Genomic DNA, 23974 nt, shown 5'->3' with positions numbered 1-23974 from the left:
GGCAGTAAGACTCCCTCCTCAAAATTCGGCAAATGCGAGGAAGTTAGGTGGGAGATAACTGCCCGTAAAAGCCCGATTGGTGAAGGCTAATAATCAGTGGGGGATGGACAAAACCCCCACTGATTAAAGTTTCACTTTATTGATTACTAACAGTAGATATTTTCTTGAGTGCCTGTTCTAAATCAGAAACGATATCTTCCCATGATTCTAAACCGACAGATAGGCGTATTAAATTATCGAAAATACCCATTTCTTTTCTTAGTTCAGCTGGAATAGCTGCATGCGTCATCGTCGCTGGATGCTGAATTAACGTTTCTGTATCACCTAAACTTACGGCAATTGTAATAAAATGGAGCTCATTGATAAACGACTGTGTCTCCTCTTTCCCGCCTTTAATTGAAAAAGAAATAACGCCCCCGCCTCGTTTCATTTGCCGGGATGCTAATTCCCCTTCCGGGTACCAAACACCTTCTACTGCTTCATGATTTTTCAAAAACGATACAATTTTTTCCGCATTATCACAATGACGATCCATTCTTACTGCTAATGTTTTTAATCCGCGTAACAATAACCAAGCGTCAAAAGGCGCCATAATGCCGCCGATATCTTTTCGCATCGGACGGATTTTGTCAGCTATCGCTTTCGTTTTACAAATTGTTACACCCGCTACAACATCCCCGTGACCACCAATATATTTTGTCGCACTGTGAACGACGGCGTCACAACCGAGCTCAAGAGGTCTTTGTAAATAAGGTGAACAAAACGTATTATCGACAATAACAAGCAAGTCATTTCGCTTCGCTACCCCGATTACCTTTTCTAAATCAATTAATTTCATCGTTGGATTAATCGGTGTTTCAACGAAAATGAGCTTTGCATTTGGACGAATTTTATTTTCAATATCAGTCTCTGTCTCCATATCACAAAACGAGTGAGTAATCATAAATTTTTCTTCTAATACTTCTAAAAAACCGTACGTACATCCATATAATCCATTTGAACAAATAATATGATCTCCAGCCTTTAGAAAACCGATTAACGTTGCTGAAATGGCTGCCATACCTGAACCGAACGCCAACGCTTCCTCTCCACCTTCTAAAACAGCCATACGTTCTTCAAATAATTTCACAGTTGGATTCCCCAGTCTTGAATAAATATAAGATGGATCTTCTCCCGCAAAACTCGCTTCTCCTTGCTGTGCTGTCTCAAACGTAAATGTAGAAGTTTGAAATAAAGGTGGTGTTAAACTCCCTTTATTTTCATTTGATTCATATCCGTGATGAATTAATGCTGTCTCCATATGTTTCTTTTTCATAAAAACATCCCCTTTATGTTTTTATTGCCGCATATTCATCAATAAAAATTTGATGAACGGTTTACCTTATTTTATGTAAGCGTTTTATTTGTGTTTCTATCTCTTCTTTTACATCGTTTTAAATTCCTTCTTAACTAATTTCCAAAATTTATATGAATAAAACAAAAAGGTACTCACTTGACGAAATCACAGCTAAAAGATATAATAGCGTTTGTGTAAAATAAAAAGGCAGCCTTGTAATGTGAGTTTATCGTTTGTATTTTGTTCCTCTGCGGAGGTGTATCTCGTAACTCCCTGCTGCTGGAGCGAAGGTACATGAAAACAAAATACCCGTAAATATCGATTACGTCTGTTTTTATTTTACGAAAATAAAAACATTTTTGAAGGAGGAGTCAACTATGGCTCGTTATACAGGTCCAGCATGGAAACTGTCTCGTCGTCTTGGAATCTCTCTAAGCGGTACAGGAAAAGAATTAGAAAAACGCCCTTACGCACCAGGTCCTCACGGTCCTAACCAACGTAAGAAACTTTCAGAATACGGTTTACAATTACAAGAGAAACAAAAACTTCGTCACATGTACGGCATGACTGAGCGTCAATTCCGTCGCACATTTGACCAAGCAGGTAAAATGCCTGGTAAGCACGGCGAAAACTTCATGATCCTTCTTGAAGCTCGTCTTGACAACCTAGTTTACCGCATGGGCTTAGCTCGCACTCGTCGTGCAGCTCGCCAATTAGTAAACCACCGTCACATCACGGTTGATGGAGCTCGCGTAGATATCCCATCTTACCGCGTTAAACCTGGTCAAACTATCGGTGTTCGCGAAAAATCTAACAGCCTTGTTGTTGTTAAAGAAGCGATCGAAGTTAACAACTTCGTACCAGAATACCTAACTTTCGATGCTGATAAGTTAGAAGCTACTTACACTCGTCACGCTGAGCGTCCTGAGTTAGCAGCTGAAATCAACGAAGCATTAATCGTAGAGTTCTACTCTCGTTAATCTCGGTACTCTGCAAAGAGTAATATTAAAAGCCTTAGGAACCTTGTTTATCAAGGGGCCTGGGCTTTTTTATTTATATAAATGTCGTATGTATAGTAAAATACTTCAAGGAAGTTTTTTCATGAGTTATGGATAATCGTCCTTACTTCTCTTTTATTCATTCCAACGATTGGATCCTCTTTAATACTAGCTCCGTTTATTGTGCAAAATTTTATAATCCATCTTCATTACATGCTGTTATACTTATTCCCTTAAACATATAATCATTTCGTTTTCTGACTACCCCTTTTTTCATGACTTCCACATTATATCTCAATAGAAAAAGCTACCGAAGACAACTAAACAGTCACTTCAAGTAGCTTTTATTTATATATATTAAAGTTATTTATTTTCCTCTTTTTGAACATATACATAAGCATCTTTCTGCTCTTTATGTATATCGCCTTTCGTATGCTCTGCAAGCTGTCCTGCATTTAGCAAAGAAAAAATAATGAGCGCTTCTAGTGACATTTTGTTTTAACACTCCTTTCTATTTGTTATACGTTTATCATACCGCTTACATGTGATTTCCGTATGAACTCGAAAAGGAGATTACAACAAAAAGGTTACAGGAATACGAATGCACGTTATAATAACCATAAAATAGGAGGTTGATTCGTTTTGACAATAAACCAAATGGTTCAATTGGGCAGTGCATGTATGCTGTTTATTACTTCAACACTTATTAGTTGGTATCAAGGGAGTAATTTAATTGATTATCCTGATGAATGGAAATATAGCGCTAAGTTTACGAATTATTTTAAAGGGTACGTTTCACATTATGACGATATTTATCAAATCGATTTCTTTATATATGCGGCAAAATTTTATCCCACAGCATTTGTCGTTATGCTAATTAGCTTACTTTATATGCTCGTATTAATTCTTCATATTCTATTTAAAAGAAATCATGAGGCAATTTAAATGCATACATAAAAACCCCGAACGATAGACTTTTCAGCCTACCATTCGGGGTACTATTTGTTTTACATTCGTTTCTGATTAGTAACGAATTAAGAAATATTTCTTCTTACCGCGACGAATAATTGTAAATTTACCTTCGATGCGGTCGTTTTCTGTTACAACGTAGTCTAAAGCTTGTGTACGCTCACCGTTTACGTAGATTGCACCGTTTGTTACATCTTCACGTGCTTGACGTTTAGATGGTGAAATTTTGCTTTCTACAAGTAAGTCGATTAATACTGTATCTTCTGCAGTACGTTCTACAGATGGTACGTCTTTGAATCCTTGCTCGATTTCGCTTGCAGTAAGTTCTGCTACAGAGCCACTGAATAATGCAGCTGAAATTTTAATTGCTTGCTCTAACGCTTCTTCGCCGTGAACAAGTTTTGTCATTTCAGATCCTAATGATTTTTGTGCTGCACGTTTTTCTGGTGCTTCAGTTACTTGCTTCTCAAGCTCAAGAATTTCTTCATGAGATAAGAATGTGAAGTATTTTAAGTATTTAACTACATCGCGGTCATCTGTATTGATCCAGAATTGGTAGAACTCGTAAGGAGTTGTTTTCTCTGGGTCTAACCAAATTGCGCCGCCCTCTGTTTTACCAAACTTCGTACCGTCAGATTTTGTAACTAGTGGAATTGTTAAACCGAATGCTTTCGCATCTTCTTCTGATTTACGGATTAATTCAAGACCAGCTGTAATGTTACCCCATTGGTCACTACCACCGATTTGAAGACGGCAATTGTGTTGTTGGTATAAGTTTAAGAAGTCGTATGATTGTAAAATCATGTAACTAAACTCAGTAAATGAAATACCAGTTTCTAAACGAGATGCTACTGTATCTTTTGCTAACATATAGTTTAAACCGAAGTTTTTACCGATATCGCGTAAGAATGTAATTACATCTAAGTTACCAAGCCAGTCGTAGTTGTTAGCCATCGTTGCTGGGTTGTCCACGTTTTCAAACTCTAAGAAGTTTGAAAGTTGGTTTTTAATGCTTTCCGTGTAGTAAGCAACTGTATCTTTCGTATTTAATGTACGCTCTGCTTTTTTACCACTTGGGTCACCAATCATACCAGTACCACCGCCAACAAGTGCGATTGGTTGGTGACCAGCTAATTGGAAACGACGTAACATTAATACTGGTAACATATGACCAATATGTAAGCTATCCGCTGTCGGGTCGAAACCACAGTATAATTTAACGCTTTCTTTTTCTAATAATTGCTCTAATCCCTCAGCATCTGTTTGCTGATTAATTAGCCCGCGAAATTCAAGATCTTGTAAAATACCCATATCCTACATACTCTCCTTTAAGTTCATTACTGGCGTGAAGGTTGAAAACATAAAAAAATCGCCCCTTCAAATAAGGGACGATTTTGATCATCGCGTTACCACCCTAGTTGCAGACAAAAAAGCCTACCACCTTATTTACATAACGGCTTAGCACCGTCTTTTCCCTTTTGAATACAATTCAATCGAAAAAAGATGCTCCAGGGGCGTAATTCGCGATCATCTATGTGCTGATTTTCACCGACCATCAGCTCTCTAAAACAGGGAAATGATCACTACTTCTCCCTTTCCACGCTCAATTATTCATATACTTTTCTTTATACCATCATTTATATAAGCATGTCAAATAGAGGCGGGAGTTCTTTTCCTACCAATCCTTTACAAAGTCGCAAGGAATATCGTAATAAGAGAAAGAACTGGAACACCAACTAATAACGATACATGAAACACAACCGATAAATCATTCCCAATCGTCGCTTCCACAGGATCTTTCGCCGGAGAAGCAAGAAATCCGAGTAATCGACCGAAACGATTTACTGTTTTTGGGAAATCCGGTATTTCTACATGGTCACTATCTAAATGCTGCTTTAATTTGTATTCATTCTTAAAAGGATTTTCGCTCAATTTCATTCACCTCCAGCAATTGTTTCAATTTCTTTATTCCGTTATGAAGCCTCGACTTCACTGTTCCAACAGGAATATCCAGTACCTCTGCAATTTCTTTTTGCTGCATATCATGATAATAAGAAAGAATCAGGACCGCTCGCTGTTCTTCAGGAACTTTCAAAATTGCTTCTCTTACCGTAAGCCGGTCTTCGTGGGAAAACTCCTTTTCCTGAATCGGCACTAAAAACGGTAAAAGAGAACGCCATTTTTTTCTTCGATTCAATTTATTAATCATAAGACGGTAACCAATTTGAAATAAATAAGTTTTAATTTTTCCTTTTCGGGTTTCATACATATGTTTCTTACGCTCTAGAGTCAAAAACGTATCTTGAACGAGATCTATACTCAGTTGTTCATCACGATTAAATCGATACAAAAATGTATATAGCGCCGGTTTGATTAAAACATATAGTTTTTCTCCAGCTTGCTTATCTCCATTTTGGTACGCAAGCATGAGCTCCTCCTCAATCCCAATCTGCGCCATTTTTTTTGATCTCCTTTATTCCTTTTAACGTTAATGAAATACGGGAAATTAAATATGCACTTGCGACAATAATCCATACTTGTGATTGATTCGCAAAAAATTGAACATATGGGTTTTGAATCGTGAATCCAATTGAAACTAAAATATTTAATGCTTGCACACATATGCATGCATACACTGCAAGACAGACAGAAATAGTATCAAATACATTCCAGCGAAAATACACTTTTGTTTTTGTAAAATCAATTTTATTTCCATTTTTTCGTACAATATACTTCTTATCAAACGGAATAAGGATTGAAAAAATAACAATCATAATAATCCCAACTGTAATCATTGAAATTTTAAATCCAATTGGTATAGGTAATAACATACCACAAGAAAACACAACTATAATTCCAATTAAAGCAAAAGTAAGCATCAATTTATTGGACATATAAAAAGCCTCCCTCATCTATTCTTTCATAAATGTATACAGACGAGGAAGGCGCTTCGTTCAAATATTATTTTATTTTTTTAATAACTTTTGCAGGATTCCCGCCAACTACTACATGATCTGGCACATCTTTCGTTACAACGGCGCCAGATGCGATAACCGCATTGTCTCCAATTGTTACGCCTGGATTAATAATCGCTCTTCCGCCAATCCATACGTTATCGCCAATTGTAACGGGTTTTCCGTATTCAGATCCACTTATGCGTTCTACTGGATCAAGCGGGTGCGTTGCCGTATAAATATGAACTCCTGGAGCCAACATACAATTCACTCCGATTGTAACTGGGCATACGTCTAAAATGGTGCAGTCAAAGTTCGCATAAAAATTTTCACCGACATGAATGTTATAGCCATAATCGCATCTAAAAGAAGATTCAAGATGAATGTTATCTCCAGTCGTTCCGAATAATTCTTTTACGATTGCACTACGTTCTTCTAATTTTACTTCTGATGTTTCATTTAACTTTCTTGTTAATATACGAGCTTTCTCCCTCTCTTGTACTAAAACTGGATCAGCAGGTATGTACATTTCCCCTTGTATCATCTTTTCTTTTTCTGTTCTCATTTCCTTCTCCCCTTCCAACACGTATATATAAGTTCATCATAACATAAAAAAGAAAGGCCTGAACGTTGTTTCGTTCAGACCTTTCTCTCTTAATCTTCCATCGTTGATAAGTCACCTGTTGGTAAATTCAGCTCCCACGCTTTTAATACGCGGCGCATAATTTTACCACTTCTCGTTTTCGGTAATTTATCTCTAAATTCAATTTGTCTTGGAGCTGCATGAGCTGCTAGGCCTTTTTTCACAAATTGACGAATCTCTTCTTTTAATTCATCAGACGGTTCGTATCCCACGCGAAGCGCGATAAATGCTTTAATGATTTCCCCGCGTACTGGATCAGGAATACCAATTACACCAGCTTCTGCTACAGCAGCATGCTCGATTAATTTACTTTCTACTTCAAACGGACCAACGCGCTCACCTGACGTCATTATTACATCATCAATACGTCCTTGGAACCAGAAGTATCCATCTTCGTCCATATAAGCTGAGTCACCTGATACGTACCAATCTCCCGGCATGAAGTAAGAATCATATTTTTGTGGGTTATTCCAGATTCCACGCATCATAGCTGGCCAGCCTTTACCAATCGCTAAATTCCCCATTGTGTATGGAGGCACTTCATTTCCTTCATTATCAACAATCGCTGCTTTCACACCTGGAATTGGTTTACCCATTGAACCTGGACGGATTTCCATACAAGGATAGTTACAAATAACTTGTCCACCTGTTTCTGTCATCCACCACGTATCATGAATACGAAGTCCAAATGCGCTCATACCCCAGCGAATTACTTCTGGATTTAATGGCTCACCAACACTTAATACGTGACGCACTTGTGATAAATCATATTTTTTAATTGTGTCTTGTCCAGCTCCCATTAACATACGGAACGCTGTTGGTGCGCTATACCAAACTGTTACACCGTAATCTTGTAACGCTTCATACCACGCTTCTGGACTAAAGCGTCCACCTAAAATAACATTTGATGCCCCCACTAACCACGGTGCAAAAATACCGTAAGCTGTTCCAGTTACCCAGCCAGGATCAGCTGTACACCAATATACATCATCTTCTTTTAAGTCTAATACCCATTTCGCTGTTTGATAGTGCTGCACCATTGCGTTTTGAGCATGAAGGACGCCTTTTGGCTTACCAGTAGAACCCGATGTGTAATGTAGAATTAAACCGTCTTCACGGCCTAACCACTCGATATGTAATTCTTTTGAAGCTTGTTCAAATAAAGGATTGAACGCTACAGTTTTACCGCCTTCTTCTGCATTGTCTCCAACAAGGAAGACCGTTTTTAAAGCAGGTAAATCATTTAATGGTATGCGCTCTAACAATTCAGGAGTTGTAATTAACACCTTTGCTTCGCTATCTTCTAAACGATCGCGAACTGCGCCTTCCATAAATGCTTCAAATAATGGTCCAACAATTGCCCCTAATTTCACTGCACCTAGAAGTGCGAAATATAATTCTGGGGAACGCGGCATAAAAATAAAAACGCGATCGCCTTTCTCAACATCGCCATAGTTTTTCAGGACATTTCCTGCTTTATTAGAAAAATCCTTCATTTCCTTAAACGTATATTTCTCTTTTCGCGATCCATCTTGATAATAAAGTGCTACTTTATTCTTTCGATCGGATTTCGCATGCTTATCAATTGCCTCATACGCCATATTTACTCGGCCAGTTTCATTCCAAGTAAAATTTTTATTAACCTCTTCCCAGTTAAAATTCGCGTATGCCTCTTCATAATTCGGCAAATTATTTTCTCCTTTAATGACAGGAAGCGTTTCTACTTTCATACTTTACATCCCCCTCCTATGTATTCTATTATCTATTATAATAACATTATTTAAAATTTTCAGTATTTTTGTTGATTTTTAGACAAATTTTTAATGACAAAATTCGATTCACATCGCATATATTATAAAGTACGATATTAATAGATTCACAAACCCTCAAGGTGGTGAGCAATAAATTGATTCATAAAAAAATATATAATGCCAGAAACTTAAAAACAGCGAAAGGCACTTTAATTATTGAAGGTCCTGTCTCTACACATAACTTAGAAATGTATGAATTTCATCCAGACTTAATTGCGTTTCGTCCTGCCGAGCAGCAATATAAAGCAATTGTCGAAATTTCTAAATTACCAGAAGCTCGTCTCATTATTGCTAGACATGACCAAACAATCGTTGGATATGTTACATACTTATATCCTGATCCTCTCGAGCGATGGTCAGAAGGAAAGATTGGAAACTTAATTGAACTCGGGGCCATTGAAGTTGTCCCAGCCTTTCGCGGTTGCTCTGTCGGAAAAAACTTATTAGAAGTTTCAATGATGGACGATCATATGGAAGATTACATTATATTAACGACTGAATATTATTGGCACTGGGATTTAAAACAAACAGGCTTAAATGTTTGGGAATACCGAAAAGTAATGGAAAAAATGATGAATGCCGGTGGTTTACAATGGATGGCTACAGACGATCCTGAAATTTGTTCACACCCCGCTAACTGTTTAATGGTTCGCATCGGTAAGCGCGTCGATACGGATTCCATTCAAGCATTCGATCGTCTACGTTTTCACAATCGTTTTATGTATTAATAAAGGGGGCAACTGGAATGATTGTAGAAGAAATTATGAATCAAAATGTAGTAACATTGCATCCAGATGACACAATCGAAACAGCAATCCGAACAATACGTACGAAAGGTATTCGGCACATTCCAATTGTCGATCAAAATAATCACGTAGTAGGCATTATTTCTGACCGGGATGTAAGAGATGCAAGTCCATCAATTCTTGATGAACAAGTTTCACTCGATATGCTACAGCAACCGCTCGAACTTATTATGAAACACCCTGTCATGACTTGCCATCCTCTTGATTTCGTTGAGGAAATTGCTACTTTATTTTTTGAAAATAAAATTGGCTGTCTCCCTGTTACAAAGGCCGGAAAGCTAGTAGGCATTATTTCCGAATCTACAGTACTGCACACGTTAGTAAAATTAACAGGTGCACATCAACCAAGTTCACAAATTGAAATTCAAGTAAAAAATGAACCTGGTATTCTTGGAAAAGTCGTTGCTATTTTTAGTGATTCACAAATTAATATTGTGAGCGTTCTCGTCTATCCAGCAAAAGATGAGAATGATAAAGTACTCGTTTTTCGCATTCAAACGATGAATCCTCTAAAAGTGATTGATGCACTTGAAGCAGAGGGTTACCGCGTATTATGGCCAAACATAATGGGGATGCAAGCATGAGCAGCGCCTTCATTTATTCGGATGACTTTCGGGGCTATTCTTTTAGCCCTGATCATCCTTTTAACCAACTACGCGTCACACTTACGTATGATTTATTACAAAAGGGTGGTTTTATCTCCCCTTCTCAAGTCATCTCGCCAAGAATGGCTACAGATGAGGAAATTGCATTCATTCATACCGAGGAGTACATAAATGCGGTGAAACTTGCTGGAGAAGGAAAGTTAGAAAAATCAATTGCGATGACATATGGGCTCGGAACAGAAGATACACCGATGTTTCCAAATATGCATGAAGCAAGTGCATTACTCGTTGGCGGTACGTTAACAGCTGTAGATGCTGTTCTTTCCGGGAAAGTAAAGCACGCCCTCAATTTAGGCGGCGGCTTACATCATGGCTTTCGTGGTAAAGCATCTGGCTTTTGTATTTATAACGATAGCTCTATCGCAATGAAATATATTCAGAAGAAATACGGTTTACGCGTTTTATATATTGATACAGATGCTCATCACGGTGACGGGGTACAATGGTCTTTTTATGACGATCCTAACGTGTGCACCATTTCATTACATGAAACTGGGCGTTATTTATTCCCTGGAACTGGCGCAGTAAATGAACGTGGACAAGGAAATGGATATAGTTATTCTTTTAACGTTCCACTCGATGCTTTTACAGAAGACGAATCATTTTTAGATTCATATCGAACTGTTGTAAAAGAAGTTGCAGAGTACTTTAAACCGGATATTATTTTAACGCAAAATGGTGCTGACGCTCATTATTACGATCCACTCACACACCTTTGCGCAACGATGAACATTTATCGTGAAATACCGAAACTCGCTCGTGAAATCGCTAATGAATATTGCAATGGTCGCTGGATTGCCGTCGGCGGCGGTGGCTATGACCACTGGCGCGTCGTCCCAAGAGCCTGGGCACTCATTTGGCTCGAAATGAACAACATCCAAAACATCTCAGGTTATCTCCCTCCAGAATGGATTGACGCTTGGAAAGGACAAGCAGAAACAGAACTTCCCCTCACATGGGAAGATCCAGACAACATGTATCAACCTATCCCTAGAAAACCAGAAATCGAAGAAAAAAATGCATTAACTGTAGCGAAATCTCTCGAAATTATTCGGAATAATATGACAAAATCTTTGTATTAAGCAGAAAGAATAGGAGATTTGCTCCTATTCTTTTTTATGAGAGGCGATTATTATGTGGAAACAACAAATGCTCAAGACGAACCGCGGCACATTCGAACTCTTTGTAAAAGGCAATGGCGAACCACTTTGCATTACACATCACTATTCACAGTTTAATGAGACAGGCGATTATTTTGCAGAAGCTTTTACTCAGACACACCGTGTATTCCTCATTAATTTACGTGATGCTGGTAATTCTCAAAAAGCCAATTCAGAAAAAGAATTGACCATGATCAAATCAATTCACGACTTAGAAGCGATTAAAGAAGCTTTACAATTTTCTACATGGCATTTCGCCGGTCATTCAACAGGCGGTATGCTTGGACTTTTATACGCGATTACATATCCAAATGCCTTACAATCATTAGTCATGGCCGGAGCCGCAGCAAGCAACTATACCGAAACACCATTTTGTATTTATCATCCAGAACATCCACAGTTTCACTATATGCAAGAGCTCATCGAAAGCTTAAAAAACCCTCATCTTACAAAGGAAAAACGAAAGGAACTATCTACTAAAAGAACCAAATTATCTTTGTATAAACCCGAAAACTATAACTCTTATTTTTGTAAGCACATCCACAAAACAATGTCCGTCAGCCGGATGAATGCCTTCTCTCAAGAATATCCGTCATTTGATTTAAGAAAGTGTTTACCTTCTATCAAAACAAAGACGCTCATTATGTGCGGAAGACACGATGTGCAGTGCCCGATTCAATATTCCATTGAGATACATGAGGGTATACGTAATTCTATTTTTGTGCCATTTGAGTATAGTAACCATTATCCTTTTTTAGAAGAAGCCACTCATTTCACTACTACCACTCAACAATTTTTATGGACGTAAAAGAAATTACAAACTCACAAAGGCAATACGTACATAAAGAGAGAAGAAGTTAGTTTATGAGTGCTATTTTGCTAAAAGGGGAGAATAGAGTGAGAGAAAAATTATTAAGAGTTGGAACGACTTATATTCCAGTTACCGATGTAGAACTTTCTTCAAACTGGTATGTAAACAAATTGGGAGCAGAGTTGAGCTTTAAAGACGAAGACAAGGCTATTATTAACTTTGCAAACCAAAGCTTTTTTCTGATTAAATCTCAAAATAATCAAAGCTTAAATTTTTTCGATTTTCACGGTGAAGAACGCTTTTCTTTAACATTTGAAGTTAATGGCTTGAATGCACTTGAATCCATTCATAAAGACTTTATGAAAAAAGAAATGATGGTTGGAGAGATTGAAGACAGAGGACATACTGGAAAGAATTTTATTTTTTACGATTTAGATGGGAATAAATTTGATGTTTGGAGTGAATTGAGCCCTATTTTCAAAGAAAAATACCTAATATCACAATAAAATATATTGATCATTCTAATATGGAATCAACTTTTACAATTGGCGAAAATATTGAATAACATAGATAAAAAGAGACGAGGCTTATTCCATTAAAGCCTCGTTAGTGAGTTGATTTTCAGAAGAAATATTTCATACTATAAACAAAAAAAAGATAAAAGGAACAGAGCACTAAACCTAAATCAATTAATACCGACTTTTTATCTCCTTCTTTTAAACTTATCGTAAAACCAGAAATACTTTTAACCATCCAAAATGCGACCAAAAATAACCAACCGAAATGGTCATTTGTATAATCTTCATCATAAAACATTTGTATTGCACCAATAATTAATAAAATAAGTATGATATTAGTTCCAATCTTTAAAACCTTGTTTGATTTATTATTCTTTAATTCCGCCCCCAAAATCTAGCACTCCCTCTCAAACTATCCTGCCTGTTAGCAAAACAAAGAAGTTTTATCTCTCTTTACACTTTAACACAAATTATCAAAAATACCCTTTTCCTAACAGATGTAAGCATTCCCGACAATGACAGTGTTACCCCGCTGCAACACGCCCATGCTCATAACTTTAAAGAAATAGAGAAGGGCTTGCTAGAAGGACGTAAGTAAAAAGCTAATTTTTGCCTTCCTCCCCCACCCTATGCTACATTTAACCCGTTACATCAATATTAATAGGGTGGGAATAAACATGAACAAACCTAAAATCGGGATGATTGGACTTGGAAGTATTGCACAAAAGGCCTATCTTCCAACACTTATAAAAGAAACAGATTGGAATTTTGTAGGGGCATTTACACCTAACGCAGAGAAAAGGAAACAAATTTGTCAGCAATACCGTATTCAAGACTTTCATTCTATGGAAACGTTAGCTTCAGAATGTGATGCCGTTTTCGTTCATAGTTCAACTGCTACACATTATGAAATCGTTTCTACACTTCTAAAAAAAGGTATCGACGTTTATGTCGATAAACCGTTAGCAGCTACAGTGGATCAAGCTGAAGAGCTAGTCGAAATGAGCGAAAAGCATAACCGAAAATTAATGGTCGGATTTAACCGTCGATTCGTTCCTATGTACGTCGCTGCCAAAGAACAAGCTCATGATATTTCATGGATTCGAATTGAAAAGCACCGCACAAATAAAGTAGGGCCATATACGTATGACTTTACGATGTTAGATGATTACTTACATATTGTAGATACCGCTCGTTGGTTAGCTAACGATGACCTTAACGTCGTTCATAATATGATGCAAATAAACGAAAAAAATGAACTCCTTTACGGACATCATACGTACACAACTGCAAATGGAATGTTACTCTCTACAGCGATGCACCGTCATGCTGGTACAAACTTAGAACAAATTGAACTTGTAACGACAGGGAAAATCATTCGCGTTAAAAATATGAATACATTTGAAATAGAACAGGAAAACTCTGTTTCACAAAGCGGTTCCCCGTCATGGGAAACGACATTAAAACAACGTGGTTTTGAAGATGCTGTTCATCATTTTATTGACTGTGTACATGGAGATACGAAACCGTTAGTAGATGGATCAGAAGGATTAAAAACACAGCAATTACTACAATCTCTACTGCAAACTGTAAGCAAAAATTAAAACGGATACATTTTTCAGAATTTACTTTCATTCCCATTTCCTCTTTATTTCTATCACAAATTTCTATAGAATATGTTGATAGGAATTATAAATTTCATAATGAATCGTGGAAAGGATGGGATTGACACATGTGGAACGAGTTTAAAAAATTCGCGTTCAAAGGGAATGTAATCGATTTAGCTGTCGGGGTTGTAATCGGTGCTGCATTCGGTAAAATCGTTAGTTCTTTAGTAAAAGATATCATCACACCATTACTTGGTATGGTACTGGGCGGCGTTAACTTTACAGATTTAAAACTTACATTCGGTAAATCATCTATTATGTATGGTAACTTCATCCAAACTATTTTTGATTTCTTAATTATTGCAGCTGCTATCTTTATGTTTGTTAAAGTTTTCAACAAACTAACATCTAAAAGAGAAGAAGAAAAGAAAGAAGAACTTCCAGAACCAACAAAAGAAGAAGAAATTCTTGGCGAAATTCGCGACTTACTAAAACAACAAAACTCTTCTAAAGATAGAGCATAATTGCATGGACAAAAGGCATGCCCCTCTCGGGACATGCCTTTTTTATATGCTATAACGTTTCCGAATTCATATGAATAAATGCAATAATACCTGCAACCATAAGTACCATAATGCTACCTGCAAATAGTGTAATACCGATAAACATTAAACTCGTACTTAAATCTATCGAAATACTTTCAGTAAAAATTGAAATTACATACGTGATAAGGGCGATTCCTGCAAGAATACTTCCTGGAACAAATCGCTTTAAGCCATTTTGTTTTAACGTCATATATGCAAAAATAGCAGTCATGCAAAGCGTAATTATCCAAAGAACGATCATCTCTTCTCCCCCCTCACAAGCCTTTTCTTTCTATTATACATGACATTGCCCTATAATAGTTAAATTTGCACTTGTGTGACATATAACAAGGAATAACCCCAACTGTAGCGAATGTCTTATGAAGAATCCCAAATACATTACCATTATCAAAGCAACGTATTTACAATACCGGATTCACTTATCGCGAGTATTGTTTATAAAGTAAACATTCAGCATAAGGAGATTGATCTCATATGTACGCTGTAAAATTATTATTTGAATCTGTTCATTCAGGTGACCCTAATCCTAGTAAAATTGATGAACATTATGAAGAGAATCACGATACACTTTTTGAAGAAAGTATTATTCTCGTTAAGGCGAACAGTTTAGAGGAAGCTCACGAGCTAGGTGAAAAGATAGCTCTACAGTCTGAAGATACGTACGATAATATGTACGATGTGCAAGTAACATGGAAGTTTCGAAAAGTGTTACATGTATTTGAATTAAATGATACGTCATTTGAGACAGGAACAGAATTGTACGCAAGATTTTTACATGTTAAGAAAAATGAAACTGTCGATACAGTAGTTAAACAATACTATCCTGAATACTAATAAGAGCTCACAGCTATCGCTGTGAGCTCCCTTATTCTTACTTCGTTGAATCTCTAAATTGGATACGGTGAGGTAAGATAACTGAGTGATCTTCTACTTTTTCTTTGTTCATGTATTTCGTTAGTAGACGCATTGCTACTGCACCGATATCATACATTGGCTGTACAACTGTTGAAAGTTGCGGACGAACCATTAATGCAAGACGTGTGTTGTCAAAACCAAGCACTTCGATATCAGTTGGTACGTTTAATCCCGCGTCTTGTGCTGCGTGGATTACACCTAGTGCCATTTCATCAGAAGATACGAAGATTGCTGTTGGTTTTTCATCCATGCTCCAAAGTCTTTCAAATGCTTCTATACCTGAATCATATGTGTAATCTCCATCAATTATAAGATTTTCATCATATGAAATACCTGCTTCTTCTAAAGCTTTTTTATAACCTTGTAACTTCTTCGCGCTTCCTGCTTTATCAATGAAAGGACCAGAGACGAAACCGATACGTTTATGTCCTTGCTCAATGAAATGCTTCATTGCATCGTAAGCTGCTTGTGTATAATCAATATTTACTGATGAAGTTTCATTTTGTTCATCAAATGACGCTGCTAATACGATTGGTACTGGAGATTTTTTGAACTCTTCAACGTGAATATCTGTAATATCTTCACCCATGAAAACAATCCCGTCCACTTGTTTCCCAAGCATCGTATTTAATAAGTGGAACTCTTTCTCTTTGTTTTGGTCAGAGTTACTTAAAATGATGTTATATTTGTACATTGTTGCGATATCTTCAATTCCACGAGCAAGTTCTGCATAAAACGTATTTGAGATATCAGGAATAATAACACCCACTGTAGTTGTCTTCTTACTTGCTAGTCCACGTGCTACCGCATTTGGGCGGTATCCTAAAAGATCAATTGCTTCTAATACTTTCTTTCTTGTTGTAGGCTTTACATTTGGGTTACCGTTCACAACACGTGATACGGTAGCCATTGAAACGTTTGCTTCGCGCGCTACATCATAGATTGTTATGTTCATCTCTTCGCACACTCCTTCTATTTATGTTATCTATTTTTATGTATCGGTTCACTTGAATGAAAAAAAGACATCAACTCTATTTGCAGATGCCAACAATCGTCCCGAGTTCTTCCTTTTACTAATGATACGATAAAAACGCAGGGTCATACAATATTTTCCCGCAAAAGTTTCGAAAAAATTCGCTTCTTTTCTCGTATTTTCGTATTTTTTATGCAAAAAAGGTCAATTTTTGTAAAAAACTATGTGACAAGGGCTACATAGACTAAGAAATCTTTTTATAATTTACTTCCGAATACTTTTAATTCTTTCATAAACTCATTGAACTGCGGAAAATTTATAAAATAAAAAAGACAGCTTAAAAACTGTCTTTTTTATTTTATAGGAAAGAAACAAACGGTTTATCGCTGTTCTTCTCTTTTATAATAACAGCCTCGATTTTATTCTCGGACTTTATCTGTAATTGAACTTTAGCATCTTTAGGAAATTGTTCTAACATACTTTGAGCAGCAATTTGAGAGAGTGCCATTAATTCTGACTTACCATTATATTTAACGACAAGATCCATCTTTAATTTATCCATCTTATTTTGCTTATAAGAAATCTTAGCATTAACAGGGATATAATCTCCTGGAGAGAATTTCTTTATTGCTTCCGAAAAATCATCTAACTTTTTCTTATCTTCTCCTTGTGCTCCCTCAAATTCTTGAGAAGGATACGAATACGATTTTTCATCAATAGTATTCCAATTTCCAAGGTTAGTCTCGTTCTTTTGAACAGTAGCGCTTGCAATATAAGTACCATTCTTTAAAGAACTTGTACTTTCTTGCTTGAATATAGCAAACGTGATTGGTGATTTGTTATATTTATCATTTTTATTAATAGCTTCTACAAGCCCCTTAGCAACTTCAGTACCTTTAGAAATAGCTTCCTCATTAGATACACTTGAAGACATAGATAAACCAATAACAACACCAGATAAGCTTAGTTCATTTGAATTCTGTTTGCCGAAGTAGTCCTGTTCTATAATATTAGTCAAAACTGGTACTTCTTGTTTCGTAACTAATTCATCAATTGTTTTCTCTGGAATATATTGATTTAATTGTAATACGTAATTTTCTGTATCGAATTGTTTTGAAGCAATATCCATTAAACCATTTTCATATTCTGCTAAATCTAGTTTAGAATTAGTTTTAACATTAACTGTATTAATTACCTTTTGTTCTTTTAAAGGAATAACAGTTCTATAGTAATCCTTAGAAACAGCAGTTCTTGGAATCATACTTTTTTCTTTCGTATCTTTCTGTACAACTTCATCTTTCTTCTCAATAGTATTATTGCTGCAAGCCCCCAGTAATAAACTTAAGCTTGCGATGCATAACGCCATTTTCTTCATTGCTTAAAACCCACTTTCAAAAGTCAATTTACTTAGTTTTAATGTATCTATAGTGTACCATTAAATATATTGCAACAAAATAAAAAAGAAGCAAGCCCTTCGCTTGCCTCCCCCTATTTTACATTCTCTTCTAAAGCTTCTTTTTTAATATTCCAATGCGATGTATGCCATACTACCATTCCATCTTTTATGTATAGCACTTGCGGAGATTCATGCTTAATGCTGTACTGCTCTGCAACATGGTTCGAAACATCTCTCGCATCTTGTACGTATAAGTAGTATGCTGGCACTTCTCTTTCTTCACCGCAATACGCTTGAAACTCTGTATATGCACCGTGACTAATTGGGCATGTCGTACTATGTTTAAAAAGAACGTAAGGCTCATTCTTTTCTACTAACGCTTCAAGTTCTTCAATTGTTTCAATCTTCATCATACTCATCATTACTCACCTCTCATGCGAAGTCTAGAGCGCTTCTCTCTCTTTTCATCCTTCTGCTCAGCTTTCTCAAGTTTACGCTCTTCTTTTTCAATCTTTTTCTCTTGTCTCGTAGCACGGTAATGATTGTATACTTCAATTGCTGCGCTGCTCCACTGTACAACTTGTGCCACTTTATCTGCATTATTTTCAATTTCGTCTGTAACAGACTCTGAAACATTGCGAAGCTTCGTATTTAAAGAGTGGATCGTCGTTCCGATTCCATCTACACCTTCCACTACTTTATTTAGCGACTGTGACTTCTTTTGAATATCATCAGCTAACGCATTTGTCTTATGTAATAATTGCTCCGTCTCTACGCTTATTCCTTGCATTTGCTTTTCTAAACCTTCTAACGTACTTGCAACATTTTCTAACGTCTTTTGAACCGATAACAACGTTCTACATACATACACTACTAATACAGCGAAAGCAACTGCAATAATAGCCGCACTTACATATAAAAGAACTTGCATTTCATCACTTCCTTTATCTTTTTCATACTTTCTCTTATTATACAATCATTTTCCGTTTCGTTCTAATCCCTATCTTTTCATTAGAATTTTCATACTTATTCGTTAACTTTAACATAAATCATTCAACAAATTCCACTAAGTAGGTTACAATAGGTGAGGATACATAATTAGTAGGGAGGCTTTACATATGAAAGATCCACGTATTGAAAAGTTAGCATACAATTTAATTAACTACTCTATCCGATTACAAAAAGGTGAGAAAGTATTAATTGAAAACTTTGGCTTACAAAAAGAACTTGTAACAGCACTTGTAAAAGAAGCATATGCAGCTGGTGGTTTCCCATTCGTTTCTTTAAAAGATCATCAAGTAGATCGCTCTTTATTAATGGGTGCTACTGAAGAACATTTCGAACAAATCGCTGCATATGAAGCGAGCGTAATGAAAGATATGGATGCTTACATTGGCCTTCGCTCTGGCGATAACATTAACGAACAAGCCGACGTTCCAAGTGAACGTATGAAAGTTCACGGCCAAACAGTTGGTAAAAAGGTTCATAGAGACATTCGTGTTCCGAAAACACGCTGGGTTGTTCTTCGCTACCCAAATGCTTCTATGGCACAGCTTGCTAAAATGAGCACAGAAGCTTTCGAAGACTTCTACTTCGAAGTATGTAACTTAGATTACGGTAAAATGGATAAGGCAATGGATAGCCTTGTTACATTAATGAATAAAACAGATAAGGTTCGCTTAACTGGTCCTGGAACTGACTTAACATTCTCTATTAAAGACATTCCAGCAATTAAATGCTCAGGTCATTTAAACATTCCAGATGGTGAAGTATATTCTGCACCAGTTCGCGATTCTGTTAACGGTACAGTTTCTTACAACACACCATCTCCTTACAACGGCTATACATTTGAAAATGTACAACTTAAATTCGAGAATGGCCAAATCGTTGACGCAACTGCAAACGATTCAGAGCGCATTAACAAAATCTTCGATACAGACGAAGGCGCACGCTACGTTGGTGAGTTCGCAATCGGCGTAAACCCATACATCTTACATCCAATGGGAGACATTCTATTCGATGAAAAAATCGATGGCAGCTTCCACTTCACACCTGGACAGGCTTATGATGATGCATGGAACGGCAACAACTCTAACATCCACTGGGATTTAGTATGCATTCAGCGCCCTGAATACGGCGGCGGCGAAATTTACTTCGACGACGTACTAATCCGTAAAGACGGACGCTTCGTTGTAACTGAACTAGAAGCTTTAAACCCAGAGAACTTAAAATAATATGAAAAGCGCTCGGAATTCTATCCGAGCGCTTTTTCATTAATACTCTAATAATTTTTTAGCTACATCTTCTGGTACTTTAAAACTATTTTTATTTTTTATTTTATTAATTTTCAATTCAACCTCAACATAAGGGACATCTTTATATACTGTCATCGTACCAATTTCATGTAACTCTTGTTTATCTTTACTCGAATCCAACAATTTCGGTGTATCCTCTTGATACATTTTAAACTTTTTCCCTTGCGGAGTATTCATAGGAGCCGATTCCATTTCCCACTCATCCATTTTGATTGATTCAAACAACTTTGTGATTTCTTTCTTATCGGTAATTGTTTTTTTATCACTCGAATCAGTAAGCGATTCTATTTCAATTTTTTGTGCCTTTTCTAAGCTAACATCAGACTTCTCTTTCTTCGCACTACATCCTATTAAAAGAATAGATGTGGTTAGCAGAAACAAAAACAACATACAGATTTTTTTCATTTCTAATCCCCCTACTTTATATGGAGCTACTTTTCTCGCTTTTTGTTTGCTGGAAATGAAAATAAAATAAAAGCGTCACTGCGATAGTACCTATTAATATTGGGACATATAATGGCAATTCCCATTTAATATATACTCTAGTGCAACCAACAAGCACAAACAAAATTTCCAAACAAAACAAAAGTTTTACATATTTCATCTCTTACCTACCATTTCTATTTTCACATGTGGATTCTCTTTCTCAACAAGTGACAAAAAACTTGTTATATCTTGCGGCATCGCAATCATATGTACTTTATATGTATTCGTCGTAATTTCAAGGGATTTCCCAACTTGACGAACAACTCTTATATCTTTTAATACAACGTCGTCATTTAAAATTCCATATTTTAAAATACCATTTTCTACTTTATGTTTTTTAATGAATATTTCCCAAACGAGAGGGATATTTACAATAAAACATAATCCCATCCCAATTAGAGCTGGAGCCCAATCCCCTTTTCTTGTAAAGAACACAACAATTGGATATACAAACATAAAAGCTAACGTGAGACTAACGAAAATTACCGCTGACTTACTTCTTTGAATTGGAAAATCCATACACACACCTCCCTTAACTAAATTATACCATTTTTTCCATTTTAGTTCATAAAAAAAGGCCATTTATGAATGACCTTTTAAATAATATATCTATAAAATTTCTTATCTACCTCTAGCACTGGAAAACTTCTTGGCAACTCTTCTATACTCACGCTTTGAAAACCATTCTTTTCGTAGAAACGGTGTGCTGCTAGAAATTTAACTGTTGTTCCTAAATAAATGTCTTCCAATTTCTTTTCCTTCGCCCAAGAAATTGCTGTTTGAAGTAGCATACTTGATGCACCCCATTCTTTTCCGCGGAACTCTTTCTTCACGAACATTTTTCTTAGCGCTACTTGATGCTTCCCAATATCTAATAAAGCTACCGTTCCAACTACTTTACCATCATAAGTTGCTACCCAAAAGTTTCCGCTGTCCCTTTGATAGAACGTTTCTATTTCTAGTAAGTCCGGCTGCTCTTCTTTCGTAATTGGGACATTGTACTCTTTTTGCTGAATATAAACAATGAGATCTACTACTTCATCTTGGAACTTACTTTCATATGGAATAATACAAATCTTCTCGTTCATCGAATATCCTTCCATTCTGAAGCTAGTAAACTATAAACAGCAATATCCTGAAAATGATCATACAACCCTTCTTCTTCTCTTAAAATCCCATCCAACTTAAAACCTAATCGCTCTGGAATTGCACGGCTTTTCGCATTTTCAATACCGCAACGAATTTCAATTTTATTCAGTTTCAAATTTTCAAATGCATAATGAAGCACAGTCTTCACACTTCGCGTCATAATACCTTTTCCACCAGCATCTTCTGCAAGATAATATCCAAGACTCGTCGCTTTTTTTCCCCAGCTCACCGGGTGAATGCCCACCATCCCAACGAGCTTTCCTTTATAACGTATACCACTTTCAAAACCGTCTCCCTCTGCAAATTTCTTTAACCACATCGGAAAAATATCATCATACGCATCAGCAGATTTCGTCCCATCCACCCAAGGGAGCCATCTTCTTAAATGATTACGATTTTGATCCAATAATTGATATAATTCCTCTTTATGATGTTTTTCTAATAGTTGTAGTTCGATTTCGTCATCTACTCGGAGTGTGAACATGTTTTTTAGCCCCTTTTAGTTTTCTTATTATTCTAACACCTCCGGATAAAAAATGTTAAATATTCACACTTTCTTTTGATTTTATCTGTATAAAACCTGAAGAACACAATACTCCCGTAATCACTAATATCATACCTACACATTGTGCGACAGTTATATTTACTCCTTCTATAAAAGAAATAATTATAGTAACAACAGGCACTAGATTAAAGAATAGAGATGTTCTCGCTGCACCAATTTGAGCGATTCCATTATTCCACCATAAGTAACCAAGCACACTCATTCCAATTGCCATAAAGATGATAGATATCCAAGCTAATAGAGGGATTTCTAACACTGGTACTACACTCTTTTGCGTGAAAGATATCATAATAAAAGCAAGTGCCCCAATAATCATCGTATATGTCGTCGTTTGTATTGGACTACCCGTCTTAATAAATCTTCTACTTAATACGCCGTATAGTGCCCAGCAAATATTCCCTAATAAAATATATAAATCGCCTTTTGAAAACGATAAATTTTGTAGTATTGCAAACGAACCTTGTGTAAGGACAAAGACAACACCAAGTAGTGCAAGTAACATTCCAATCGCTTGGCGCTTCACTATTTTCTCTCGTAAAATTACACTTGCTAATAACGTCGTAACAAGTGGATTTGTCGCCATAATAAGCGCTCCATTAATTACTTCTGTATGTTTCATTCCTAAAAAGAAAAAGAAGTTAAAGCCGAATACACCAACTATACCAAGCAAAAGATAATAAGCACTATTCTGTTTCCATACTTCTAACTCAAAATCTTTCCGTATTTTTAAAAGACATAACATCACAAGTGCAGCAATTCCAAAACGCCATGCCGCTATATGAATCGCCCCGAAATATTGTACAGCATATTTCGAAGCGTTAAATGTCCCACCAGTGAAAATCGCAAACCCTAATAACTGAGCATACACTTTATTTTTCATTGTCACCCTCCACATCTTTCCCTTCCAGAAAGCCGTAATAAATTTCTAATTTCCCCTCTGTTAACTCGACGACTTTTTGCAATTGCTCCTGCTGTTCCTTTAAACGACCTAAGTGTGTGGTTAAAATTGAAATCCTCTTTTTCACTTTCGCAGGTACTTCCTCTTTTCTCTGTCTAATCTCCTCTATAATGCATCCGTCACTTGCAAACTCGGCCATCTCCTCTAATGACATGCCGGTTTGCTTTAATGAATATAAAAACTTTAATAAACGTACATCTCCTTCTGTATACTGCCGAATACCACTATTTCGCGTTGGTGGTGGTAATAAGCCTAATTTCTCATAATAGCGCAAAGTGTGAATACCCATCCCCGTTAACTCTGCTACTTCACCGATTTTATACATATTCTCTCC

Annotated in this window: 32 protein-coding genes, 3 pseudogenes and 1 other annotated feature; of the genes and pseudogenes, 13 read left to right on the top strand and 22 right to left on the bottom strand. The window is 36.5% G+C overall.

Annotated elements, in window-relative coordinates:
* Window positions 1-136: 136 nt before the first annotated feature.
* The gene (megL, locus tag ACFVQC_RS01265; protein ID WP_377897256.1) at window positions 137-1315 is read right to left on the bottom strand and encodes a methionine gamma-lyase; all 1179 of its coding nucleotides are present in this window, start codon (window positions 1313-1315) and stop codon (window positions 137-139) included.
* Between the two features lie 398 nt (window positions 1316-1713).
* Between megL and rpsD the strand changes: the two genes are divergently transcribed.
* Window positions 1714-2316: a 30S ribosomal protein S4 gene (rpsD, locus tag ACFVQC_RS01260; protein ID WP_002145373.1), complete on the top strand. Its 603-nt coding sequence runs from the start codon at window positions 1714-1716 to the stop codon at window positions 2314-2316.
* A 381-nt stretch (window positions 2317-2697) separates the two neighbouring features.
* On the opposite strand, the gene ACFVQC_RS01255 is transcribed toward rpsD, so the two are convergent.
* Complete coding sequence (locus ACFVQC_RS01255; RefSeq protein ID WP_377892554.1) at window positions 2698-2826, bottom strand: transporter; 129 nt, start codon at window positions 2824-2826, stop codon at window positions 2698-2700.
* A 150-nt stretch (window positions 2827-2976) separates the two neighbouring features.
* On the opposite strand from ACFVQC_RS01255, the gene ACFVQC_RS01250 reads away from it, so the two are divergent.
* Entirely contained in the window at window positions 2977-3279 is a 303-nt protein-coding gene (locus ACFVQC_RS01250; protein WP_377892555.1) for a YjdJ family protein, read from the top strand.
* Window positions 3280-3357: 78 nt separating this feature from the next.
* On the opposite strand, the gene tyrS is transcribed toward ACFVQC_RS01250, so the two are convergent.
* The 6 genes from tyrS to acsA form a co-directional block, all read right to left on the bottom strand.
* The gene (gene tyrS / locus ACFVQC_RS01245) at window positions 3358-4614 is read right to left on the bottom strand and encodes a tyrosine--tRNA ligase (protein ID WP_002034349.1); all 1257 of its coding nucleotides are present in this window, start codon (window positions 4612-4614) and stop codon (window positions 3358-3360) included.
* Between the two features lie 70 nt (window positions 4615-4684).
* Window positions 4685-4912 (bottom strand) — a binding site (T-box leader).
* Between the two features lie 77 nt (window positions 4913-4989).
* Window positions 4990-5235: a hypothetical protein gene (locus tag ACFVQC_RS01240; RefSeq protein ID WP_377897255.1), complete on the bottom strand. Its 246-nt coding sequence runs from the start codon at window positions 5233-5235 to the stop codon at window positions 4990-4992.
* The gene (locus ACFVQC_RS01235; protein ID WP_377897254.1) at window positions 5216-5761 is read right to left on the bottom strand and encodes an RNA polymerase sigma factor; all 546 of its coding nucleotides are present in this window, start codon (window positions 5759-5761) and stop codon (window positions 5216-5218) included. The genes ACFVQC_RS01240 and ACFVQC_RS01235 overlap by 20 nt, the downstream gene beginning before the upstream one ends.
* Window positions 5742-6197: a hypothetical protein gene (locus ACFVQC_RS01230; protein ID WP_002164969.1), complete on the bottom strand. Its 456-nt coding sequence runs from the start codon at window positions 6195-6197 to the stop codon at window positions 5742-5744. The genes ACFVQC_RS01235 and ACFVQC_RS01230 overlap by 20 nt, the downstream gene beginning before the upstream one ends.
* A 67-nt stretch (window positions 6198-6264) precedes the next feature.
* Window positions 6265-6822, bottom strand: a complete 558-nt coding sequence (locus ACFVQC_RS01225) for a maltose acetyltransferase domain-containing protein (protein ID WP_377897252.1) — start codon at window positions 6820-6822, stop codon at window positions 6265-6267.
* A gap of 89 nt (window positions 6823-6911) precedes the next feature.
* A complete protein-coding gene (acsA, locus tag ACFVQC_RS01220; protein ID WP_002145366.1) occupies window positions 6912-8630 on the bottom strand; it encodes an acetate--CoA ligase in 1719 nt (572 codons plus the stop codon).
* Between the two features lie 176 nt (window positions 8631-8806).
* Here acsA and acuA point away from each other — a divergent pair, with 176 nt between their 5' ends.
* The 5 genes from acuA (at window position 8807) to ACFVQC_RS01195 (ending at window position 12659) form a co-directional block, all read left to right on the top strand.
* The gene (acuA, locus tag ACFVQC_RS01215; RefSeq protein ID WP_377897250.1) at window positions 8807-9439 is read left to right on the top strand and encodes an acetoin utilization protein acetyltransferase AcuA; all 633 of its coding nucleotides are present in this window, start codon (window positions 8807-8809) and stop codon (window positions 9437-9439) included.
* Window positions 9440-9456: 17 nt separating this feature from the next.
* Window positions 9457-10101, top strand: coding sequence for an acetoin utilization AcuB family protein (locus tag ACFVQC_RS01210; RefSeq protein WP_377892565.1), 645 nt, complete (start codon window positions 9457-9459; stop codon window positions 10099-10101).
* Complete coding sequence (gene acuC, locus ACFVQC_RS01205; RefSeq protein ID WP_377892590.1) at window positions 10098-11264, top strand: acetoin utilization protein AcuC; 1167 nt, start codon at window positions 10098-10100, stop codon at window positions 11262-11264. The genes ACFVQC_RS01210 and acuC overlap by 4 nt, the downstream gene beginning before the upstream one ends.
* A 52-nt stretch (window positions 11265-11316) precedes the next feature.
* The gene (locus ACFVQC_RS01200; protein ID WP_377897249.1) at window positions 11317-12150 is read left to right on the top strand and encodes an alpha/beta fold hydrolase; all 834 of its coding nucleotides are present in this window, start codon (window positions 11317-11319) and stop codon (window positions 12148-12150) included.
* Window positions 12151-12239: 89 nt separating this feature from the next.
* Complete coding sequence (locus ACFVQC_RS01195; RefSeq protein ID WP_377897247.1) at window positions 12240-12659, top strand: VOC family protein; 420 nt, start codon at window positions 12240-12242, stop codon at window positions 12657-12659.
* A gap of 115 nt (window positions 12660-12774) precedes the next feature.
* On the opposite strand, the gene ACFVQC_RS01190 is transcribed toward ACFVQC_RS01195, so the two are convergent.
* Complete coding sequence (locus ACFVQC_RS01190) at window positions 12775-13062, bottom strand: hypothetical protein (RefSeq protein ID WP_377897246.1); 288 nt, start codon at window positions 13060-13062, stop codon at window positions 12775-12777.
* Between the two features lie 105 nt (window positions 13063-13167).
* Between ACFVQC_RS01190 and ACFVQC_RS30210 the strand changes: the two are divergent.
* The 3 genes and pseudogenes from ACFVQC_RS30210 to mscL form a co-directional block, all read left to right on the top strand.
* A pseudogene (locus ACFVQC_RS30210) lies at window positions 13168-13269 on the top strand (ankyrin repeat domain-containing protein); the annotation flags it as partial.
* A 79-nt stretch (window positions 13270-13348) separates the two neighbouring features.
* On the top strand, window positions 13349-14275 hold the full coding sequence (locus ACFVQC_RS01185) for a Gfo/Idh/MocA family protein (protein ID WP_377897245.1): 927 nt from the start codon (window positions 13349-13351) through the stop codon (window positions 14273-14275).
* Window positions 14276-14403: 128 nt separating this feature from the next.
* Window positions 14404-14802 carry a large-conductance mechanosensitive channel protein MscL gene (mscL, locus tag ACFVQC_RS01180; protein WP_377897243.1) on the top strand — a complete coding sequence of 133 codons (399 nt, stop codon included), beginning with the start codon at window positions 14404-14406 and terminating at the stop codon, window positions 14800-14802.
* Between the two features lie 49 nt (window positions 14803-14851).
* Here mscL and ACFVQC_RS01175 read toward each other — a convergent pair whose 3' ends face one another.
* The gene (locus ACFVQC_RS01175) at window positions 14852-15124 is read right to left on the bottom strand and encodes a DUF3917 domain-containing protein (RefSeq protein WP_002112306.1); all 273 of its coding nucleotides are present in this window, start codon (window positions 15122-15124) and stop codon (window positions 14852-14854) included.
* A 111-nt stretch (window positions 15125-15235) separates the two neighbouring features.
* Here ACFVQC_RS01175 and ACFVQC_RS01170 point away from each other — a divergent pair.
* Together ACFVQC_RS01170 and ACFVQC_RS01165 are read left to right on the top strand one after the other, a co-directional pair.
* Window positions 15236-15370: pseudogene (locus tag ACFVQC_RS01170) on the top strand (DUF3949 domain-containing protein); the annotation flags it as partial.
* Window positions 15358-15717 carry a DUF4288 domain-containing protein gene (locus ACFVQC_RS01165; protein WP_377897242.1) on the top strand — a complete coding sequence of 120 codons (360 nt, stop codon included), beginning with the start codon at window positions 15358-15360 and terminating at the stop codon, window positions 15715-15717. The pseudogene ACFVQC_RS01170 and the gene ACFVQC_RS01165, both read left to right, overlap by 13 nt.
* Window positions 15718-15754: 37 nt before the next feature.
* Here ACFVQC_RS01165 and ccpA read toward each other — a convergent pair whose 3' ends face one another.
* From ccpA to ACFVQC_RS01140, 5 genes and pseudogenes are all read right to left on the bottom strand, one after another.
* Complete coding sequence (ccpA, locus tag ACFVQC_RS01160) at window positions 15755-16753, bottom strand: catabolite control protein A (RefSeq protein WP_204208491.1); 999 nt, start codon at window positions 16751-16753, stop codon at window positions 15755-15757.
* A gap of 376 nt (window positions 16754-17129) precedes the next feature.
* On the bottom strand, window positions 17130-18146 hold the full coding sequence (locus ACFVQC_RS01155) for a CamS family sex pheromone protein (RefSeq protein WP_377897241.1): 1017 nt from the start codon (window positions 18144-18146) through the stop codon (window positions 17130-17132).
* 113 nt (window positions 18147-18259) lie between these two features.
* Window positions 18260-18586: a bacillithiol system redox-active protein YtxJ gene (gene ytxJ, locus ACFVQC_RS01150; RefSeq protein ID WP_002145356.1), complete on the bottom strand. Its 327-nt coding sequence runs from the start codon at window positions 18584-18586 to the stop codon at window positions 18260-18262.
* A gap of 13 nt (window positions 18587-18599) precedes the next feature.
* Complete coding sequence (locus ACFVQC_RS01145) at window positions 18600-18656, bottom strand: hypothetical protein (RefSeq protein ID WP_377892591.1); 57 nt, start codon at window positions 18654-18656, stop codon at window positions 18600-18602.
* A 172-nt stretch (window positions 18657-18828) separates the two neighbouring features.
* A pseudogene (locus ACFVQC_RS01140) lies at window positions 18829-19098 on the bottom strand (DUF948 domain-containing protein); the annotation flags it as partial.
* Between the two features lie 187 nt (window positions 19099-19285).
* Between ACFVQC_RS01140 and ACFVQC_RS01135 the strand changes: the two are divergent.
* On the top strand, window positions 19286-20401 hold the full coding sequence (locus ACFVQC_RS01135; RefSeq protein WP_002034367.1) for an aminopeptidase: 1116 nt from the start codon (window positions 19286-19288) through the stop codon (window positions 20399-20401).
* Window positions 20402-20440: 39 nt separating this feature from the next.
* Here the strand turns inward: ACFVQC_RS01135 and ACFVQC_RS01130 are convergent, their stop codons facing one another.
* The 7 genes from ACFVQC_RS01130 to ACFVQC_RS01100 form a co-directional block, all read right to left on the bottom strand.
* A complete protein-coding gene (locus ACFVQC_RS01130) occupies window positions 20441-20887 on the bottom strand; it encodes a hypothetical protein (RefSeq protein ID WP_377897240.1) in 447 nt (148 codons plus the stop codon).
* Between the two features lie 16 nt (window positions 20888-20903).
* Window positions 20904-21086, bottom strand: a complete 183-nt coding sequence (locus tag ACFVQC_RS01125; protein ID WP_377897239.1) for a hypothetical protein — start codon at window positions 21084-21086, stop codon at window positions 20904-20906.
* Complete coding sequence (locus ACFVQC_RS01120; RefSeq protein ID WP_377897237.1) at window positions 21083-21487, bottom strand: PH domain-containing protein; 405 nt, start codon at window positions 21485-21487, stop codon at window positions 21083-21085. The genes ACFVQC_RS01125 and ACFVQC_RS01120 overlap by 4 nt, the downstream gene beginning before the upstream one ends.
* Window positions 21488-21564: 77 nt before the next feature.
* A complete protein-coding gene (locus ACFVQC_RS01115) occupies window positions 21565-22056 on the bottom strand; it encodes a GNAT family N-acetyltransferase (protein WP_377897235.1) in 492 nt (163 codons plus the stop codon).
* Entirely contained in the window at window positions 22053-22601 is a 549-nt protein-coding gene (locus ACFVQC_RS01110) for a GNAT family N-acetyltransferase (protein ID WP_377897234.1), read from the bottom strand. Before ACFVQC_RS01110 ends, ACFVQC_RS01115 begins: the two co-directional genes overlap by 4 nt.
* Window positions 22602-22656: 55 nt before the next feature.
* Window positions 22657-23562, bottom strand: coding sequence for a DMT family transporter (locus ACFVQC_RS01105; protein WP_377897233.1), 906 nt, complete (start codon window positions 23560-23562; stop codon window positions 22657-22659).
* Complete coding sequence (locus ACFVQC_RS01100) at window positions 23552-23965, bottom strand: MerR family transcriptional regulator (RefSeq protein ID WP_377897231.1); 414 nt, start codon at window positions 23963-23965, stop codon at window positions 23552-23554. The genes ACFVQC_RS01105 and ACFVQC_RS01100 overlap by 11 nt, the downstream gene beginning before the upstream one ends.
* Window positions 23966-23974 lie beyond the last annotated feature (9 nt).

Source organism: Bacillus sp. NPDC057893 (assembly GCF_042796455.1).
Taxonomy (GTDB): domain Bacteria; phylum Bacillota; class Bacilli; order Bacillales; family Bacillaceae_G; genus Bacillus_A.
Note: the sequence above shows the minus strand (reverse complement) of the source record. Positions and strands in the feature narration are given on the sequence as shown.

Excerpts from the sequence above, each read along its gene's own strand:
- ACFVQC_RS01235 (WP_377897254.1), bottom strand. The coding sequence starts at position 5,761 with ATGGCGCAGATTGGGATTGAGGAGGAGCTCATGCTTGCGTACCAAAAT.
- mscL (WP_377897243.1), top strand. The coding sequence starts at position 14,404 with ATGTGGAACGAGTTTAAAAAATTCGCGTTCAAAGGGAATGTAATCGAT.
- ACFVQC_RS01110 (WP_377897234.1), bottom strand. The coding sequence starts at position 22,601 with ATGTTCACACTCCGAGTAGATGACGAAATCGAACTACAACTATTAGAA.
- ACFVQC_RS01130 (WP_377897240.1), bottom strand. The coding sequence starts at position 20,887 with ATGAAAAAAATCTGTATGTTGTTTTTGTTTCTGCTAACCACATCTATT.
- ACFVQC_RS01115 (WP_377897235.1), bottom strand. The coding sequence starts at position 22,056 with ATGAACGAGAAGATTTGTATTATTCCATATGAAAGTAAGTTCCAAGAT.
- tyrS (WP_002034349.1), bottom strand. The coding sequence starts at position 4,614 with ATGGGTATTTTACAAGATCTTGAATTTCGCGGGCTAATTAATCAGCAA.
- ACFVQC_RS01125 (WP_377897239.1), bottom strand. The coding sequence starts at position 21,086 with ATGAAATATGTAAAACTTTTGTTTTGTTTGGAAATTTTGTTTGTGCTT.
- rpsD (WP_002145373.1), top strand. The coding sequence starts at position 1,714 with ATGGCTCGTTATACAGGTCCAGCATGGAAACTGTCTCGTCGTCTTGGA.
- ACFVQC_RS01225 (WP_377897252.1), bottom strand. The coding sequence starts at position 6,822 with ATGAGAACAGAAAAAGAAAAGATGATACAAGGGGAAATGTACATACCT.
- acsA (WP_002145366.1), bottom strand. The coding sequence starts at position 8,630 with ATGAAAGTAGAAACGCTTCCTGTCATTAAAGGAGAAAATAATTTGCCG.
- ACFVQC_RS01185 (WP_377897245.1), top strand. The coding sequence starts at position 13,349 with ATGAACAAACCTAAAATCGGGATGATTGGACTTGGAAGTATTGCACAA.
- ACFVQC_RS01135 (WP_002034367.1), top strand. The coding sequence starts at position 19,286 with ATGAAAGATCCACGTATTGAAAAGTTAGCATACAATTTAATTAACTAC.
- ACFVQC_RS01230 (WP_002164969.1), bottom strand. The coding sequence starts at position 6,197 with ATGTCCAATAAATTGATGCTTACTTTTGCTTTAATTGGAATTATAGTT.
- ACFVQC_RS01100 (WP_377897231.1), bottom strand. The coding sequence starts at position 23,965 with ATGTATAAAATCGGTGAAGTAGCAGAGTTAACGGGGATGGGTATTCAC.
- ACFVQC_RS01210 (WP_377892565.1), top strand. The coding sequence starts at position 9,457 with ATGATTGTAGAAGAAATTATGAATCAAAATGTAGTAACATTGCATCCA.
- ACFVQC_RS01155 (WP_377897241.1), bottom strand. The coding sequence starts at position 18,146 with ATGAAGAAAATGGCGTTATGCATCGCAAGCTTAAGTTTATTACTGGGG.
- ACFVQC_RS01105 (WP_377897233.1), bottom strand. The coding sequence starts at position 23,562 with ATGAAAAATAAAGTGTATGCTCAGTTATTAGGGTTTGCGATTTTCACT.
- ACFVQC_RS01175 (WP_002112306.1), bottom strand. The coding sequence starts at position 15,124 with ATGATCGTTCTTTGGATAATTACGCTTTGCATGACTGCTATTTTTGCA.
- ACFVQC_RS01255 (WP_377892554.1), bottom strand. The coding sequence starts at position 2,826 with ATGTCACTAGAAGCGCTCATTATTTTTTCTTTGCTAAATGCAGGACAG.
- megL (WP_377897256.1), bottom strand. The coding sequence starts at position 1,315 with ATGAAAAAGAAACATATGGAGACAGCATTAATTCATCACGGATATGAA.
- ccpA (WP_204208491.1), bottom strand. The coding sequence starts at position 16,753 with ATGAACATAACAATCTATGATGTAGCGCGCGAAGCAAACGTTTCAATG.
- ACFVQC_RS01120 (WP_377897237.1), bottom strand. The coding sequence starts at position 21,487 with ATGGATTTTCCAATTCAAAGAAGTAAGTCAGCGGTAATTTTCGTTAGT.
- ACFVQC_RS01200 (WP_377897249.1), top strand. The coding sequence starts at position 11,317 with ATGTGGAAACAACAAATGCTCAAGACGAACCGCGGCACATTCGAACTC.
- ytxJ (WP_002145356.1), bottom strand. The coding sequence starts at position 18,586 with ATGAGTATGATGAAGATTGAAACAATTGAAGAACTTGAAGCGTTAGTA.
- acuC (WP_377892590.1), top strand. The coding sequence starts at position 10,098 with ATGAGCAGCGCCTTCATTTATTCGGATGACTTTCGGGGCTATTCTTTT.
- ACFVQC_RS01165 (WP_377897242.1), top strand. The coding sequence starts at position 15,358 with ATGTACGCTGTAAAATTATTATTTGAATCTGTTCATTCAGGTGACCCT.